This is a genomic window from Bradyrhizobium sp. USDA 4504 (genome assembly GCF_054063995.1).
Window position 1 is genome coordinate 7,837,691 of sequence record NZ_JBSSGV010000001.1, and the last position, 18,591, is coordinate 7,856,281.

At 63.3% G+C, this 18,591-nt stretch carries 11 protein-coding genes; 9 read left to right on the top strand and 2 right to left on the bottom strand.

From position 1 onward, the window contains the following. The first annotated feature begins 120 nt into the window (after positions 1-120). From ACVMB1_RS36680 to ACVMB1_RS36705, 6 genes are all read left to right on the top strand, one after another. Entirely contained in the window at positions 121-996 is an 876-nt protein-coding gene (locus ACVMB1_RS36680; protein ID WP_028336612.1) for a branched-chain amino acid ABC transporter permease, read from the top strand. 10 nt (positions 997-1,006) lie between these two features. Further along, a complete protein-coding gene (locus ACVMB1_RS36685) occupies positions 1,007-2,158 on the top strand; it encodes a branched-chain amino acid ABC transporter permease (RefSeq protein WP_076832621.1) in 1,152 nt (383 codons plus the stop codon). Next, positions 2,155-2,913, top strand: coding sequence for an ABC transporter ATP-binding protein (locus tag ACVMB1_RS36690; RefSeq protein ID WP_076832618.1), 759 nt, complete (start codon positions 2,155-2,157; stop codon positions 2,911-2,913). Before ACVMB1_RS36685 ends, ACVMB1_RS36690 begins: the two co-directional genes overlap by 4 nt. Before the next feature lie 10 nt (positions 2,914-2,923). Then, the gene (locus ACVMB1_RS36695; protein ID WP_076832616.1) at positions 2,924-3,703 is read left to right on the top strand and encodes an ABC transporter ATP-binding protein; all 780 of its coding nucleotides are present in this window, start codon (positions 2,924-2,926) and stop codon (positions 3,701-3,703) included. Between the two features lie 139 nt (positions 3,704-3,842). Then, the gene (locus ACVMB1_RS36700) at positions 3,843-5,681 is read left to right on the top strand and encodes an AMP-dependent synthetase/ligase (RefSeq protein WP_076832613.1); all 1,839 of its coding nucleotides are present in this window, start codon (positions 3,843-3,845) and stop codon (positions 5,679-5,681) included. A 79-nt stretch (positions 5,682-5,760) separates the two neighbouring features. Next, positions 5,761-6,960, top strand: a complete 1,200-nt coding sequence (locus ACVMB1_RS36705) for an ABC transporter substrate-binding protein (protein ID WP_050382511.1) — start codon at positions 5,761-5,763, stop codon at positions 6,958-6,960. A 126-nt stretch (positions 6,961-7,086) separates the two neighbouring features. Here the strand turns inward: ACVMB1_RS36705 and ACVMB1_RS36710 are convergent, their stop codons facing one another. Then, a complete protein-coding gene (locus ACVMB1_RS36710) occupies positions 7,087-7,839 on the bottom strand; it encodes a transglutaminase-like cysteine peptidase (protein ID WP_076832612.1) in 753 nt (250 codons plus the stop codon). 595 nt (positions 7,840-8,434) lie between these two features. Here ACVMB1_RS36710 and ACVMB1_RS36715 point away from each other — a divergent pair. Together ACVMB1_RS36715 and ACVMB1_RS36720 are read left to right on the top strand one after the other, a co-directional pair. Then, positions 8,435-12,601, top strand: a complete 4,167-nt coding sequence (locus tag ACVMB1_RS36715) for a VCBS domain-containing protein (RefSeq protein WP_076832609.1) — start codon at positions 8,435-8,437, stop codon at positions 12,599-12,601. 100 nt (positions 12,602-12,701) lie between these two features. Continuing rightward, a complete protein-coding gene (locus tag ACVMB1_RS36720) occupies positions 12,702-14,936 on the top strand; it encodes a CHASE2 domain-containing protein (RefSeq protein ID WP_057020089.1) in 2,235 nt (744 codons plus the stop codon). 148 nt (positions 14,937-15,084) lie between these two features. On the opposite strand, the gene ACVMB1_RS36725 is transcribed toward ACVMB1_RS36720, so the two are convergent. Then, the gene (locus ACVMB1_RS36725; protein WP_057020088.1) at positions 15,085-16,692 is read right to left on the bottom strand and encodes an ABC transporter substrate-binding protein; all 1,608 of its coding nucleotides are present in this window, start codon (positions 16,690-16,692) and stop codon (positions 15,085-15,087) included. Between the two features lie 209 nt (positions 16,693-16,901). Between ACVMB1_RS36725 and ACVMB1_RS36730 the strand changes: the two genes are divergently transcribed. Further along, on the top strand, positions 16,902-18,554 hold the full coding sequence (locus tag ACVMB1_RS36730) for an ABC transporter substrate-binding protein (RefSeq protein WP_057020087.1): 1,653 nt from the start codon (positions 16,902-16,904) through the stop codon (positions 18,552-18,554). Positions 18,555-18,591: the final 37 nt, after the last annotated feature.

The window sequence follows — 18,591 nt, forward strand, 5'->3', positions numbered from 1 at the left end:
CGGGCCTTTTGGCTCAATCGGGGCGGACATAGGCGGCTTTCGGCGCTCCAGACACAAGGGCGTGAAGGCGGGATGCAACGAGCGATCGGATAAGAATCGCCGGGCATCGGGGAGGGAACGATGCTGGACTTTGTTCAGCAGCTCGTCAGCGGCATCGCGCTCGGCTGCGTTTACGGCCTGATCGCGCTCGGCTTCGTGCTGGTCTACAAGGCAACCGAGGTCGTCAATTTCGCGCAAGGCGATTTGATGATGCTGGGCGGTTTTTTCGCCTTCACCTTCATCGGCATGCTCGGGCTGAATTACTGGGTCGGGTTCGCCGGCGCGGTGATCTGCATGGCGCTGTTCGGCATGCTGGCCGAGCGGCTCGTGGTGCGGCCGATCCTCGGTTACCCGCAATTCTCCATCATCATGGCGACGATCGGGCTCGGCTATTTCCTGCGCTCGGTCTCCGGCATGATCTGGGGCACCGACGACTTCAAGATCGAGACGCCGTTCAGCCAGGGCGTGCTTCGGATCGGCAGCCTGGTGCTTGCCTACGACAAGCTGTCGGTGATCGCGGCGACCATCATCCTGTGCGCGCTGCTCTATCTGTTCTTCAACCGGACCACGCTCGGCACCGCGATGCGCGCCAGCTCCGAGAACATGCTGGCTGCCTATTACATGGGCATTCCGGTCAAGCGGGTGGTCTCGATCGTCTGGGCGATCTCGGCCGCGGTCGCGACCTGCGCCGGCGTGCTGCTGGCGCCGATCACCTTCATTCATTCCAATGTCGGCCTGGTTCTGGGGCTGAAGGCGTTTCCGGCTGCGGTGCTCGGCGGCTTCGGCTCGATCCCGGGCGCCGTGGTCGGCGGCGTCCTGATCGGCGTGATCGAGAGCATGGCCGGCTTCTATCTGCCGCAGGGATGGAAGGACGTCGCGCCCTACATCGTGCTGCTCGCGGTGCTGCTGCTCAAGCCCGAGGGCCTGTTCGGCCTTCACGTCCGGAAGAAAGTCTGAGGAGCAACGGATGCGGTTTCTCTTCAAGACCGATTACGAAGACGACATCAAGCTGTTCCCGCATTCGGGCTACATCTATTCCTACGGCCTGTTGCTGGCGGTGCTGCTGATCGCGCCTTACGTGCTCTCAAGCTATCTGATGAGCCAGCTGGTCTTCGTCTGCATCTACGCGACCGTCGGCGTCGGGCTCTTGATCCTGACCGGCTTCACCGGACAGGCCTCGCTCGGCCATGCCGCGTTTCTTGCGATCGGCGCCTACACCGCGGCCTATCTGCAGCAGTTCAATGTGCCGTTTCTGGTCTACTTCCTCGCCGCGGGGTTGTTGACCGGCGTGGTCGGCGCGCTGGTCGGGTTTCCGGCGCTGCGGCTGCAGGGCATCTATCTGGTGATCGCGACGATCTCCTTTGCGTTCATCGTCGAGGAGATCCTGGCGCGCTGGGAAAGCGTCACCAACGGCAATGAGGGCATGCGGGTCAAGACCATGCAGCTGCTCGGCACGACGGTGTCGCGCGACGGCCCGACCTTCTATTACCTCTGCCTTGCGGTGCTGGTGCTGACCATCGTCGGCACGCTCAATCTGCTGCGCTCGCCGACCGGGCGCGCCTTCGTCGCGATCCGCGACAGCGAAACCGCGGCGCGCAGCATGGGCATCAATGTCGCACTCTACAAGGTGAAGTCGTTCGCGATCTCGGCGGCGATCACCGGCTTTGCCGGCGTGCTGTTCGCGCACAAGCTCTCCTTCATCTCGCCCGAGATGTTCACGCTGCAGCTTTCGATCGAGTTCATCATCGTGATCCTGATCGGCGGCACGTTCAGCCTGCACGGCGCGGTACTGGGCGCGATCTTCCTGGTCATGATCGATCCGTTCCTGACCTATCTGAAGGACGATATGCCGGGCGTGATCGGCGGCATTGCTGCGACCCTCGGCGCCGGCACCGAGCGCGCGGGCCATATCCAGGACGCGGTCGCAGCCTTCGCCTCCGCCAACGGACTGAAAGGCGCGATCTACGGCATCATCATCGTGCTGTTCGTGCTGTTTGAACCGCTCGGACTCTACGGCCGCTGGCTCAAGATCAAGCTCTTCTTCCAGCTGTTCCCGCTCTACAAACGCGCAACCTTCAAGCGGCAGAAGATCTACGTGAAATCGGAGCGGAACAGATGAGCTATTTCCGCGCCGAGAACCTGTCGCTGCACTTCGGTGGCCTCAAGGCGGTCGATGCGGTCAGCTTCGCGGTCGAGAAGGGCGAGATCCTCTCGATCATCGGGCCCAACGGCGCCGGCAAGAGCTCGATCTTCAACCTGATCTCGCGGATCTATCCGCCGACCTCCGGCAAGATCTTCTTCGAGGATCAGGACATCACCCAGGAGCCGGCCTACGACATCGCGAAACTCGGCATCGCCCGCACCTTCCAGAACATCGAGCTGTTCGAGAACGCGACCGTGCTGAGCAATCTGCTGGTTGGCCGCCATCGCCATTCCACCACGCGGCTGTGGCGGGAGCTATTGTTCCTGCCGAGCGTTCGCGCCGGCGAGAAGGCGCATCGCCGCCGCGTCGAGCAGGTGATCGAGTTCCTCGATCTCGAGCCCTACCGCGACAAGCTGATCTCGGGACTGCCTTACGGCGTGCGCAAGGTGATCGAGCTGGCGCGGGCGCTGTGCTCGGAGCCGAAGCTGATCCTGCTCGACGAACCGTCCTCCGGCCTCAATGTCGAGGAGACCGACGACATGTCGTTCTGGATCCGCGACATGAAGAGCGAGCTCGGCATCACCGTGCTGATGGTCGAGCACGACATGACGCTGGTCAACCGCGTCTCCGACCGCGTCATCGCGCTGAACTACGGCCGCGTGCTGGCGATGGGCTCGCCGTCCGAGGTGCAGCACCATCCCGACGTCGTCGCAGCGTATCTCGGCGCATGAGGATGATGCCATGAGCACAGCGGACATCATCCTGAAACTCTCCAACATCGAAAGCTATTACGGGCCGATCATGGCGATCCGCGGCATCAGCCTCGAGGTGCCGCGCGGCCGGATCGTGACGCTGCTCGGCGCCAACGGCGCCGGCAAGACCACGGTCCTGAAGACGATCTCCGGCATCCTCGACCCGCAGAAGGGCTCGATCGAATTCCTCGGCAAGCCGATCCAGCGCATGGAGGCCGACCGGATCGTGAGGCTCGGGCTGAGCCACGTGCCGGAGGGGCGCGAGGTGTTTCCGTTCCTGTCGGTGCGCGAAAACCTGATGATGGGCGCCTATCTGCGCAAGGACCGCGACGGTGTGGCGCAGGACCTCGAGCGCGTCTACGGCTATTTTCCGCGGTTAAGGGAGCGGCTCGGCCAGCCGGCCGGGCAGCTTTCGGGCGGCGAGCAGCAGATGCTGGCGATCGGGCGGGCGCTGATGAACCGGCCGACGCTGCTGTTGCTCGATGAGCCGTCGCTCGGGCTGTCGCCGATCCTGGTGAAGGAGATCTTCACCATCATCCGCCGCGTCAATGAGGAGCAGGGCATGTCGATCCTGCTGGTCGAGCAGAATGCCAAGATCGCGCTGGAGACGGCGCATTACGGCTATGTGCTGGAGATCGGCCGCGTCGTCATGAACGACAGCTGCGAGCGGCTGATGAATTCACCCGATATCCAGGAGTTCTACCTCGGCGCCAAGGAAGCCGGTGCGCGCGGCGAGCGGCGCTGGAAAAAGAAGAAGACGTGGCGTTGAGAATGACTGGGCGCTGGCAATGGCGCCGAGGAAGGTTTGGCACTGAACGAGAGTTGGAGCTAGATTTCAGGCCCGCTTCGCCAACAAGACCGGCAACACAAGCCGGCGCGTGAGACGGGCGGCAGAGGAGGGAGCGCGCATGGCCGGACCAGCGGTGCTGACGGTTGCCGACACGATCGCGAGGAGCTTTCTGCTCGCGGTTCAAACGCGTGGCGACAGGCCCGCGATCCGCGAGAAGAAGTTCGGCATCTGGCAACCGACCAGCTGGCGCGAATGGCTGCAGATCTCCAAGGACATCTCCTACGGCCTGCATGCCACAGGCTTCCGTCCCGGCGACGTTGGCTCGATCATCGCCAACGCGGTGCCGGAATGGGTCTACGCCGACATGGGCATCCTGTGCGCCGGCGGCGTCTCGTCCGGCATCTATCCGACCGATTCGGCCGCGCAGGTCGAATACCTCATCAATGATTCCCGCACGCGGGTGATCTTCGTCGAGGATGAGGAGCAGCTCGACAAGGTGCTGACCTGCCGGTCGCGCTGTCCGACGCTGGAGAGGATCGTCGTGTTCGACATGGAGGGCCTCTCCGGCTTCTCCGATCCGATGGTGCTGTCGCTCGCGGAATTCACGTCGCTCGGCCGCAATCATGCCTGGGGCAATCCGGCGCTGTGGGACGAGATGACCGGCAGCCGCACCGCCTCCGATCTCGCGATCCTGGTTTACACCTCCGGCACCACGGGCCCGCCCAAGGGCGCGATGCACTCCAACCGCAGCGTGACGCACCAGATGCGCCACGCCAACGATCTCTACCCCTCGACCGACAGCGAGGAGCGGCTGGTGTTTCTGCCGCTCTGCCACGTCGCCGAGCGGGTCGGCGGCTACTACCTCTCGCTCGCGCTGGGATCGGTGATGAATTTCGCCGAGAGCCCGGAGACGGTACCGGACAATCTTCGCGAGGTGCAGCCGACCGCATTCCTCGCGGTGCCCCGGATCTGGGAGAAGTTCTATTCCGGCATCACCATCGCGCTGAAGGATGCGACCCCGTTCCAGAACTGGATGTATGCCCGCGCGCTCGCGATCGGCAACCGGATGACCGAGTGTCGGCTGCAGGGCGAGACGCCGCCTTTGTCGCTGCGGCTCGCCAACCGCGCGGCCTATTGGCTGGTGTTCCGCAACATCCGCCGCATGCTCGGGCTCGACCGCTGCCGGATTGCGCTGACCGGCGCCGCGCCGATCTCGCCGGATCTGATCCGCTGGTATCTCGCGCTCGGCATCGACATGCGCGAGGTCTACGGCCAGACCGAGAATTGCGGCGTCGCGACCATGATGCCGGCGGATCGCATCAAGCTCGGCTCGGTCGGCAAGGCCGCGCCCTGGGGCGAGGTGATGATCTGCCCGAAGGGTGAGATCCTGATCAAGGGCGATTTCCTGTTCGTGGGCTATCTCAACCAGCCGGAGAGGACCGCCGAGACGATCGACGCCAAAGGCTGGCTGCACACCGGCGACGTGGGGACGATCGACAATGAAGGCTATGTCAAGATCACCGACCGGATGAAGGACATCATCATCACCTCCGGCGGCAAGAACATCACGCCGTCCGAGATCGAGAACCAGCTCAAGTTCTCACCCTATGTCTCGGATGCGGTCGTGATCGGTGACAAGCGGCCGTATCTCACCTGCCTGATCATGATCGACCAGGAGAATGTCGAGAAATACGCCCAGGACCACGACATCCCCTTCACCAATTACGCGAGCCTGTGCCGCGCACGCGAAATCCAGGATCTGATCCAGCGCGAGGTCGAGGCGGTCAACGTCAAGTTCGCGCGCGTCGAGACCGTCAAGAAATTCTATCTGATCGAGCGCCAGCTCACGCCCGAGGACGAGGAGCTGACGCCGACCATGAAGCTGAAGCGCAGCTTCGTGAACAAGCGCTACGCGGCCGAGATCGCCGCCATGTATGGCGAACGCGCGGTGGCATAGCCGAGGAGAAAGAAATTGGCGAAGGAGCGAGCAGGCCCGACCCTTCGCTTAACATGGGCCATGTAAGGAGGAGACTGCAATGTCGAAATCGCTGAAGGCGCTGGGCCTTGCGGTGAGTGCGCTGGCGCTGACCTGTCTGCCGGCCGCAGCCCAGACCAAGGTCACCAATGAAGGCATCTCGCCGACCGAGATCGTGATCGGAACGCATCAGGACTTGTCCGGCCCGATCAAGGTCTGGGGCGTTCCGGTGTCCAACGGCATGAAGATGGCGGTTGAGGAGATCAACGCCGGCGGCGGCATCAACGGCCGCAAGATCAAGATGATCCTGGAGGACAACGGCTACGATCCGAAGAAGGCGGTGCTGGCCTCGCAGAAGATGGTCGAGCGCGACAAGGTGTTCGCGATGATCGGCCCGATGGGCTCGCCGACCGTGCTCGCCGCGCAGGACATCCTGTTCGATGCGGGCGTGTTGCAGCTGTTCCCGCTGACGGCCGCCGAATTCACCTTCAAGTTCGATCCCGCCAAGCCGCAGGAGCGGCTGAAGTTCAACAACCTCCTGCCCTATGTCGAGAGCACGCGCGCCGCGCTCAAATACATGATGGAGTGGAAGAACTTCAAGAAGCCCTGCATCATGCATCAGGATGACGAGTACGGCAAAAACGTGCTCGACGGCTTTACCCAGCAGCTTGGCGCGATGAAGGTGCAGCCGGCATCGGTCACGAGCTACAAGCGCGGCGCCTCCGACTTCTCAGCGCAGGTCGCCAAGATGAAGGCCGACGGCTGCGACCTCGTGGTGCTCGGCACCGTGATCCGCGAGACCATCGGCGCGATGAACGAGGCCAAGAAGCTCGGCTGGGACGTGACCTTCCTCGGCGCCACCCCGACCAACGTGCTCGAAGTGCCGGCGCTCGGCAAGGAAGCCGTCGAAGGGCTCTATGCGGCCTCGGGCTTCGAGATTCCCTACGAGGACACGGCCAAGGGCAAGGTGAAGGACTGGCTGGTGAACTACAAGAAGATGTTCAACACCGACGCCAATACCCAGGCGATCATCGGCTACAACGCGGTGATGACCTTTGCCTTCTACGCCCAGAAGGCGGGCAAGGATCTCTCCGGCCAGAAGATGCTGGACTCGCTGGAGTCAGGCGACAAATTCCTCGACATCTTCAGCTCGCCGCCGACCAAGTTCTCCAAGACGGATCATCTCGCCAACACCATCACCCAGGTGCAGCAGGTCAAGGGCGGCCGCTGGGTGCTGGTGAAGGATAATCTGATGTTCTGACGGGCAGTCGCTCATCTGGATTCACTCGTCATTGCGAGGAGCGAGCGACGAAGCAATCCATCTTTCCGCGGAGGGATGGATTGCTTCGCTTCGCTCGCAATCACGGAAAGTATTTCTGGCCGGCTCTTAGTTCGTACGCGCCGCCGGCCGCCAAGCGGCCTCGGCGACGAGCGGGGCATCGACATAGCGGCTGACGCCGTGCTGGTCGATCACGAAGGTCGGCCGAAAACTCCTGATGTCGCTGTCCTCGATCATCGCCATGCGGCGGTTGTCGAGCGTCAGCCAGCGGCCGTCGAGCCGCGCGGCGAGCACCGCATGGTCTTCGCCGCCGACGAGGTCATGCAGGACGACGATCCGCAGATCTTCCGGCGCCACGCCGGCCTTGCGCAGCGCCACGAGTTTCGCGATCGCATAGTCCTCGCAGTCGCCGCTGCCGCGGGCGAAGGTGGCGAGCGGCGTCGCCCAGACGTCGGGCTCGCCATAGGCCGCAAGATCGCTGCCCGGACGGATCGCAAGGTTGATCGCGCGGTTGATCTCGCCGAGCCGGGCGCGACCCTGACGCGCCCGTCCGGCTTCGACGATCGCCAGGAATCGCAGCGCCGCCGGCGACGCGCAGCCGGCGCGGTCGCTCTCGCAGGCTGCCAGTTGCTCCAATTCATCGGCGAGCTGGCGCTGCACGCCGAGCCATTTGTCGTGCAGGCCGCCGTCGGCAAGCAGGCTGGTCGTCAGGCCGAACGGCTCGGTCGATTTTCTGATCAGCGTCGCCGGACCGGGCGAAAGCAGCGAAGCGGCATTGAGCTCGGCAACCGGCGCGGCCAGGGCCAGGCCGAAGCCCAGCATGGCGGCGCGCAGCGCAAGCGGGCGAAGCGAGAATCTCATCCGACACCCCCTGTCCGCTCTTCGGCGGGTGGAAATTGCACCGCGCACGCGATCGGATCGTTTCATGCCGGGCAGCATGGCGAACGATCCCTTCGAATCGACTTAAGATGTGGGGAATCAGGGGAAGAGGCTAAAGGGCGCCTGCTTGGGGTCCCGAAAACTTTACCGGTTTGTGAAAGGAAGCGGCGAACCTTTTTCCACTGCTTTGCAACTCATCCTTGCCCTCTGGTTAACCCGGCCGGTCCGCGCACGGGACTGCTGTGATTTGTAAGCTAAGTCACAGCTTTGGCCGGGAAATTGGGGTCAAATGCCCGCTCTGGGCTAAGGGGAAATAGAGGCAAGTACAGAAATGCCAATCAATACCACGAATACGTGGCTCAGTACGTATCTTGGCTTGAATCCCACCTTATGGTACCGTCAAACGAATCCGAACTACACGGCTCTTCACAGCGTGAGCCAAGTCACATCCAGTCAAACCGCACAACAGGGCCACCTTGCGCAAGCACAGAGTGGTTTCGCCAAGCTTTATCCGATGATATGCAGGCATAATCATTCGGATATTCTAACAATATTAACTCTCGTGCGGTGATCCGCAGTGAACTTTGTCGAGAAATTCGACGGCCTGTTGCCGAACACGGACGCTTATGCCCGTGGATACGTGCACGTCGACAGCGTTTCCACGCATGCTCCGCCCGGCGCGATCATCGTCGACGACGGGCAATTGCTGTTCACCGGCGACCTCAAGCGGGCCGGGCTCGACCTCGTCATCGCGAAGGACGATCGGGAACTCGTCCTGCACGACTATTTCAAGGGCGAGAAGCGCGCGCCGCTGGCGTCGCCTGACGGCGCGCATCTCACCGGCGATCTCGTCAGCGCACTCACCGGCTATACTCAATATGCCCAGGCCGGCGGCGCGGCGGAGCCGGCCAAGGTCATCGGCCATGTCACCAAGCTGACCGGGAACGCGACGGCCATCCGCAACGGCGTCGCGATCGTCCTGAACCAGGGCGATAACGTCAACAAGGGTGACGTGGTGCAATCCGGCGGCGACTCGACGCTCGGCATCACCTTCATCGACGGCACCGTGTTCGGTCTCGGCCCGAACGCCAAGATGGTGCTGAACGAAATGATCTACGACCCGAACGGGTCGAGCAATACGTCGCTGATGAGTCTGGTCTCGGGCACGATCTCCTTCGTGGCCGGCGCGACCGCCAAGCACGGCGACATGAAGGTCGATACGCCGGTCGCGACCATGGGCATCCGCGGCACCGCGGTGCTGGTCGAGATCGATTTCGACGTGCAGGGCACCGGCGGCGTGCCGCCGGCCAAATTCCAGGTGCTGGTCGAGCCCGATGGCAGCACCGGCTCCTACATCCTGTTCGACAAGACGACGCTCAATCCGATCGCGACCGTCGATCAGGCCGGCACCCAGACCATTGTCAACGGCCAGGGCAGCGTCAGCTTCGTCTCGTCGGCGCAACTGTCGACCGATGCGCAGAAGCTGATCTCCGACGTCTTTGCGCTGAAGTTCACGGACAACAACAATCCCAACACCAAGCTCACCACCAACTTCACGGACAGCGTCGTCCCGGTCTCGAGCAGCTTCAAGCTCACCAGCAGCGACAGTGGCGCGCCGATCATCATTCTGCTGACCTTCGTCAACACGACCGGCCCTCAGGCCGGCGGCGTTCCCAACAGCAGGATCGAGCACATCCCGGGGCCGCCGCAGGTCGTGACCCAGGACGCGGCGTTTACCGAGCGGCCGGGGCTGACCCAAAGCGGGCTGTTCGACACCGCGACGGGCCAGATCAAATGGCTGGACCTCAATGTCGGTGACATACCGAGTGCGAAGGTCGACTATTCCGCGTTCAGCTACCGGGACGCCGACGGCAGCGACGTGACCTCATCGCTGACGGCAGCGCAGCTTGCGGCCATCAAGACCGTCGAGATCCCGTTGCTGCTCGAGCCCGATCCGAACAACAAGAATGCCGGTTCGGCGACCTGGACCTACAACCTTGCCGACAGCGCGTTCGACTTCCTGGCTGCCGGAGAAACGCTGACGCTGGCCTATGTCGCGCGCGTCGATAACAATTTCGCACCGAACAACGAGACCACGTTCAAGACCTTCACGATCACGATCACCGGCACCAACGACTCCCCGGTGGTGACGTCCTCGGCGCAGGCCGGTTCGATCACCGAACTCCCAGCAACGACGAATTCCGCCCAGCCTGATACGGCGCACGGCACGCTGACATTTACCGATGCGGATCTGACCGACACGCATACGGTCACCATCACCGGCGTCACCGAGGCCGGCGTCACCACCGGACTTGCCAGCCATGCCACCGTGCTGAGCTGGCTGTCGTTGGGCGCGCTGACGGATTCGACCGATGGCGTGACGGGATTGCGCTCCTGGACGTTCTCGGCCGCCGACAGGAGCTTCGACTATCTCGCCACCGGCGAGACGCTGACGCTGACCTACACGGTCGAGATCGACGACCATCAGGGCGGCGTCGTCACGCTGCCGGTCACCATCACGATCGTCGGCACCGACGACAGGCCGGTGATCACCTCGCCGACCCAGGCGGCCGCCATCACTGAAGCCGAGGAGACGACCGGCTCGGTCGTGCCGGATACCGCATCCGGTACCGTGACCTTCGTCGATGTCGATCTCAGCGACACCCACAGCGTCACCGTTGCCGGCGTCACCGAAACGGGCGTGACCACGGGGCTTCCCGATCAGGCGACGATACTGGGCTGGATGTCGCTCGGCACGCTGACGGATTCGACCGGCGGCGTAACCGGATCGCGCGCCTGGACTTTCTCGGCCGCCGACAGGAATTTCGACTATCTCGCTGTCGGCGAGACGTTGACGCTGACTTACCTGATCCAGGTCGACGACCACCACGGCGGTGTCGTCACCCAGCCCGTCACCATCACCATCACGGGCACCAACGACGTGCCGACGTTCACGTCGGAGCCGCCGACCGCCACGGTCCCCGAGATGATCGGCGAGACCGGATCGATCAAGCTCGACGTGGCCCAGGGCGCGGTGACATTTGCCGACGTCGATCTCGGCGACACCCACATCGTGTCCATCACCGGCGTCGCGGAATCCGGAACGACCACAGGCCTGCCTGAGGACGAGTCCACGATTCTGAACTGGCTCTCGCTGGGGACGCTGACCGATTCGACCGGCGGGGTCGCCGGATCCCAGGCCTGGACCTTCTCGGCCGCCGACCGCAATTTCGATTATCTTGCCGACGGTGAGACACTGACGCTGACCTATACGGTCGAGGTCAATGACCATCATGGCGGCGTGATCAGCCAACCGGTGACGATCACGATTACCGGCAGCAATGACGCGCCGATCGTCACGTCGGCGCCTCAGGCGGCCATCATCCCCGAACAACCCGATACGACCGGTTCATCGACGCTGGACAGCGCATCCGGCACCGTGACCTTCACCGATGTGGATCTCAGCGACACCCACACCATGACCATCACCGGCGTCGCCGAATCCGGGGCGACCACGGGCCTGCCCGACGAGGCCACGATCCTGAACTGGCTGTCGCTGGGGACGTTGACGGACGCGACCGGCGGTTCAACCGGATCGTCGACCTGGACGTTCTCGGCCGCGGACCAGAATTTCGACTATCTCGCCCTCGGCGAGACGCTGACGCTGACCTACACGATCCAGATCGACGACCACCATGGCGGCGTCGTCAACGAGCCCGTGACGATCACGATCAACGGCGCCAACGACGCGCCGACACTCGCCGACGTCAATGCCGGCACGCTCACCGATACCGCCGATAACGACACGTTCGGCACGCTGACCGGCACGCTCCATGGCAACGACGTCGACCATGGCGAAACCGCGACGCTGACTTATGCCGCGCTCAATTCGGACCACACTGCGGTCACGCAGATCGCGGGCCTCTACGGCTCGCTGACCGTCAACCCGGACGGCACCTACAGCTATGTTCCCGATGCTGCCGCGATCAACGCGTTGGGCAGGGGCACCTATGCCGACACGTTCGATGTGGAGACGATCGACGCGCATGGCGCCGTCGGGACCGCGAAGCTGACGATCGACGTGATCGGCGCCAACGACGCGCCCGTGATCCACACCGACAACGTCAGTATCACCGAACATCCCAACGGGACCGAGACGATCTCCGGCCTGACCGTGACGGACGCCGATGCGACGGCCGACGAGACCTTCAACATGGCCGCGGCGACGACGCCCGGTGCGGGCAGCAGCGTTGCGCCTTCGTCGCAGGAGGGGCTTCTCTCCGGCATCAACACCGCGCTTGGATCGTCGGGTCTCGTTTACAACCCCGGCCAGACGGCTCCGGCGACCGACACGATCGCGCTTTCCGTGACCGATGGCCATGGCGCAACCGATACGGTCAACCTGATCTTCAACGTCCAACAGGATCGGCCCGAGCCCGTGATTCTGACCGGGACCAGCGACAAGGACGTGTTTTTCGGGTCGGGTTACCAGGACAAGTTCGTGTTTGCGCCGAACTTCAACCACGACACGATCCTGAACTTCACGCCAGGCGAGGACCAGATCGATCTGTCCACGGTCGTCTCGATAAGCACCTTCAGCACCTGGTTCGATCAGCATGTTGCGATATCGCCGACCAATTCGGCGGATACGCTGATCACGATCGACAGCGCAGACACGATCACATTGCACAATGTCGCGAAGGCGAGCCTGTCCCAGAACGACTTCATTATTCATTTTGCGTGACGGGCGCGCGGCCGCGCCGCCGGGGGGCTGGCCCGGCTGATTGTGCACTGCGCATGCTTGCTCGATTGGAACAATTCTGCGCGCGTGATATCCAGATGGCATGAAACGGCTGAAGGCGATACGCAGGTGGTTCGCACGGCGCTTCGGCTATGCGCGGCTGGTCTGCGTGGCGCTGTTGATCGGCATTGCTGCGCTGCGGATCGTGGATCCGGCTCCGGTCCAGGAGCTTCGCGTCAGGACGTTTGACACATTCCAGGCGCTGCAACCGCGCCAGAAGACCGCGCGGCCGGTCACCATTGTCGACATCGACGAAAAGAGCCTCGCCGATCCCCGGCTCGGACAGTGGCCGTGGCCGCGGACCCGGCTCGCCGACATCGTCACCAATCTCACCCGGCTCGGCGCCGTGGTGATCGCGTTCGACGCGGTGTTCTCCGAGCCGGATCGTCTCAACCCCGATATCGCCGCCGATACGTTCAGCAGCCTCGATGAGGAGATGCGCGCGAGGCTGCGGCAGCTGCCGAGCAACGACAGCATCATGGCCGAGGCCATCAAGAACTCGCGCGTGGTGCTCGGCGAATCCGGCGGGCCCAACGTGCGCGCCGACCTCAACGAAAAGCTTCCGGTCACCGGACTTGCGATGCTCGGTGAGGAGCCGCAGCCTTTCATGTACATGTTCCCGGGGTTGCTGCGCAACGTGCCGGTGCTCGAGGAGGCGGCTGCCGGGCGCGGCCTGTTCACGATCAGGCCGGAGCGCGACGGCATCGTCAGGCGCGTGCCGATGATCATGGTGGCGCAGGGCATCACCATGCCGTCGCTGAGCTTCGAGATGCTGCGGGTGGCGAGCGGCTCCGGCACGATCCTGATCAAGGCCGACAAGGCCGGTATCAAGAGCCTGGGTCTCAAGGGCTTTGCGATCCCGACCGATCTCCACGGCCAACTCTGGATCCACTACGCCCGCCGCGATCCCTCGATCTATGTCTCGGCGGTCGATGTGCTGGACGGGCGCGTCTCACCGGACCGAATTGCCGGCAAGCTGATCGTGATCGGCACCTCAGCAACCGGGCTGAACGACATCAAGACGACGCCGGTGACGCCGGCGATGCCTGGTGTCGAGGTTCACGCCCAGGTGCTGGAGAGCGCGCTGACCGGCGATGTCGTTTCGCAGCCGAACTACGGCATCGGCATCGAGTTCTTCGCCGCGCTGATCATGGGGCTCCTTGTCATCGCCTTCGCGCCGAAGTTCGGTCCGATCACGTTGGTCGCCGTCGGCGGAATGTTTGCCTCGGTGCTGATCGGCACCTCCTGGTATTTCTATTCCCAGCACCGGCTGCTGATCGACTTCACCTATCCGCTGATGTCGACCACGGCGATCTATCTCACGCTGATCTTCTCCGCCTTCGTGCGCGAGCAGCAGCAGCGTCGACAGATCAGGTCGCAATTCGTGCAGTACATGTCGCCCGCGCTGGTCGAGCAGCTGGCACAGTCGCCGGAGCGGCTGGTGCTCGGCGGCGAGGAACGCGAGATGACCATCATGTTCTCGGACATGCGCGGCTTCACCTCGATCTCGGAAACCTACAAGAGCAATCCGCAGGGCCTTACGGCGCTGATGAACCGCTTCCTTACTCCGCTTTCCAACGCGATTCTCGCCCGCAAGGGAACCATCGACAAATATATGGGCGACGCCATCATGGCGTTCTGGAACGCGCCGCTCGATGACAAGCAGCACCAGCTCAACGCCTGCGATGCGGCGCTCGACATGCTGGAGCGCGTCGACGACCTCAACCGTGAGCGCGAGCAGGAGGCGAAGGACGGCGGCCACGTCTATGTGCCGCTCAACATCGGTGTCGGTCTCAACACCGGCTCCTGCGTGGTCGGCAATATGGGCTCCGATGTGCGCTTCGACTATTCGGTGTTCGGCGACAGCGTCAATCTGGCCTCGCGACTTGAGGGACAGTCCAAAGAGTACGGCTTCCCGATCATCGTGGGATCGAAGACTGCGCTTGCGGTGAAGGAGAAGTTTGCGATCCTCGAGCTCGATTTCATCATGGTCAAGGGCAAGAAGGAGCCCGAGGTGATCTATGCGATTGCCGGCCGCGAGGATGTCGCGAGCTCCGGCCGTTTCCAGCGGCTGCGCAACCTGACCATCGAGATGCTCGCCTGCTACCGCGGCCGCGATTGGGACGGCGCGCTCGGCGCGATCGAACGCGGCCGCAAGACCGACGAGGCGCAGACGCTGCAACATCTCTACCGCCTCTACGAGGCGCGCATCCACGCCTTCCAGAAGGAGCCGCCGCCCGACGACTGGAACGGCGCATTCGCGTTGACGACGAAATAGCCGACGCAAGCCCGCTGTCGTCCCGGCGAAGGCCGGGACCCAACCACGAATGGTCGTTGACGGAAGATCGTCTCGCCGCGTGCCCATTGCGGCGGCCGCGGCGTATGGGTGCGCAATTGCGCACCAGGCCGGGACGACGATGGAATGTCTATTCCAGCCCGATTTGGGTCAGATCCTGGAACCAGTGCTGCGCCTGCACGAAGGTCTTCACCTTCGGCGACAGCGCGTGCGGATTGGTGTCGTGCACCACCCACACCAGCGCGGCATCGTCGACGATCAGCGCGTGCGCCTGCGCCAGCAGCGCATCCTGTTTGGCGGAATCGAAGGTCTGCTTGGCCTCGTCGATCAGCGCATCGACCTTCGGGTTCTTGTAGCCGCCCCAGTTGACGCCGACCGGCGCCACCTGGCCGGAGTGGAAGAACCGCACGATGGCGTAGAGCGGATCCGACGTGACATAGGCGATGTTGTTGGCGGTGATGCCGGCATTCATCTCGTCCGCCGCGCCCTTGCGCCAGTGCGTATATAATGTCTCGAGCTCGACCACCTTGAAGTCGATGTCGATGCCGATCTCCTTGAAGCTCTGCTGCAGGAACTCGTTCATCGGCAGCGACAGCATCTGCCCGGTGCCGCCCTGGGCAATGATGAACGTCGTCTTCAGCGGCTTATCCTTCGAATAGCCGGCTTCCTCCACCAGCTTCTTCGCGGCCGCGAGGTCGTATTTCAGTTCGAACGTCGGCTTGCCGAACCACGGGCTCGACGGATCGACCTGGCCCTTGGCGGGCTTGGCGAGGCCGTTCATCAGTCCAACCACCGCGTCGCGGTCGATCGCGAGGTTGAGCGCCTTGCGCAGGCGGATGTCGGTCCATGGGGAGCCCGGCAGCACGCTCAAGTGATAGTTCCAGACATGCGGCGTCACGTTGTCGACGATCCGCATGCCGGCGGCCTTGAGCTGCGGCACGGCGTCGGGCGCCGGCGTTTCGATCAGGTCGACCTGGCCGGCCAGCAGCGCGTTGGTCCGGGTCAGCGCCTCCGGCATCGGAATCAGGATCATCTTGTCGACCTTCGCAAGCCGCTTCTTGTCCCAATAGTCCGGGTTCTTCGTCAGTTCGGCGAGCTCGCGCGGCACCAGCTTGGTCAACTTGAACGGACCGGTGCCGGAGGGCTGACTGGCGAACTTGTCCCAGTCCTTGCCGAGCTTTTCATATTGCGCGGGGCTGGAGACCAGGAACCAGAGCATCTGATAGGGGAAGAAGGAGTCGACCGTCTTGGTGGTGATCTCGATGGTGAAATCGTCGACCTTGGCGTAGCTCGCAACCGAAGGCAGGCGGGTCTTGACCTGCGCGCTCTGCCGCTTGTCGAATTGCGGTGCCTTGTCGTTCAGCACCTTGTCGAGATTCCAGATCACCGCGTCGGCATTGAAGTCGCTGCCGTCGTGGAATTTGACGCCCTTGCGCAGCGTGAAGCGCCATTTGGTCTTGTCGTTGTCGTCGACCTTCCATTCGGTCGCAAGCCCGGGCACCAGCTTGCCCGGCCGGTCGGCAACATCCATCTCCCAGGCAACCAGCGGATCGTAGATCGTGTAGGCGGTGAACTGATAGGCGCCCGCGCCGCGATCGGGCTGGCCGGTGGTCAGCGGAATGTCGGCCATCGAAATGCCGTAGCGCACAATGGACTCGGCTTGCGCCGACATGGCCGGCCAGCCCGCGGTCAAGGCAAGCGCCATTGCCGCCATCAGGATCGAATTGCGCGCACGCATATGAAGGCTCCGTTGGAAAGACGTTGGAGCCAAATCCTGCAAGCATGATGCCAGAATAGGCATCTTCGCTCCGTTCAGGCCCGAGGTGGGAAGAAATGACGCGCCCGGCGGTTATTTGCTGATGAACTATTCCCCTTGGCACAGGCATTGCATACGCTTGCCCAAGAAATAATCACCAAAACGTCACCAGACTCGAAGGGGCTGCTCAGATGCGTAACAGGAAAACCAATGCGACGGCGATCATGCTGGCGCTTGCGATAGCCACAGGCGTGCCGGCGATCGCCAGCGCCGAGACTGTGCTGCGCATTGGCATGACCGCTGCCGATATTCCGCGCACGCTCGGTCAGCCCGACCAGGGCTTTGAGGGCAATCGCTTCACTGGGCTTACGATGTATGACGCGCTGACGATGTGGGACCTGTCGTCGTCGGACAAGGCGAGCGCGATGATCCCCGGCCTTGCGACAGAGTGGAAGGTCGACGATGCCGACAAGACCAAGTGGATTTTCAAGCTGCGCTCCGGCGTCACCTTTCATGACGGCTCGCCGTTCAATGCCGACGCCGTGGTCTGGAACGTCGACAAGGTCTTGAAGCAGGACGCGCCGCAATACGATGCGAGCCAGGTCGGCGTCACCGCCTCGCGCATGCCGACGCTGGTCTCGGCGCGCAAGATCGACGACATGACGGTGGAGCTGACCACCAAGGAGCCGGACAGCTTCCTGCCGATCAACCTCACCAATTTGTTCATGGCGAGCCCGGCCAAGTGGCAGAAATTCTACGACAAGGCCGAAGGCGCCGACGCCAAGGCGAAGTCGCAGGCCGCGTGGGCCGCGTTCGCCAAGGACGCGTCGGGCACCGGCCCCTGGAAGATGTCGAGCTTCACCCCGCGCGAGCGGCTCGAGTTGGTGAAGAACGAGAATTACTGGGACAAGGCACGGGTGCCGAAGGCTGACAAGATGGTGCTGTTGCCGATGCCGGAGGCCAATGCCCGGACGGCGGCGCTGCTGTCGGGACAGGTCAACTGGATCGAGGCGCCGGCCCCGGACGCGCTGCCCGAGATCAAGCAGCGTGGTTTCAACCTCTATTCCAACGAGGAGCCACATGTCTGGCCGTGGCAGTTCTCGCGCGTCGAGGGCTCGCCGTGGAATGACATCCGCGTCCGCAAGGCGGCCAATCTCTGCATCGATCGCGAAGGGCTGCGTGACGGCCTGCTTGCCGGCCTGATGGTGCCGGCGACCGGCACGTTCGAGCCCGGCCATCCCTGGCGCGGCAACCCGACCTTCCAGATCAAGTACGACAAGCCGGCCGCGCAGAAGCTGATGCAGGAGGCGGGCTTCGGTCCGAACAAGAAGCTGACGGTCAAGATCCAGACCTCGGCATCGGGCTCGGGCCAGATGCTGCCGCTGCCGATGAACGAGTATCTGCAACAGGCGTTGGCCGAATGCTACTTCGATGTGCAGCTCGACGTCATCGAGTGGAACACGCTGTTCACCAATTGGCGGCGCGGCACCAAGGATCCGACCGCCAACGGCTCGAACGCCATCAACGTCACTTATGCGGCGATGGATCCGTTCTTCGCGCTGGTGCGCTTCCTGCAGTCGGGCATGGCGCCGCCGGTATCGAACAATTGGGGCTTCAACAACAACCCGAAGTTCGACGAGCTGGTCAAGAAGGCCCGCCAGACCTTCGAGCCGGCGGCGCGCGACGCCGCGCTGGCCGAGCTGCATGCGGCCTCGGTCGACGACGCGGCCTTCCTCTATGTCGCCCACGACGTCGCACCGCGCGCGATGAGCCCGAAGATCAAGGGATTTGTGCAGCCGAAGAGCTGGTTCGTCGACTTCTCGCCGGTCACGGTCGCGCCGTGAGGCGCTAGCCGCGCAATAGGTACACCCTCTCCCCTTG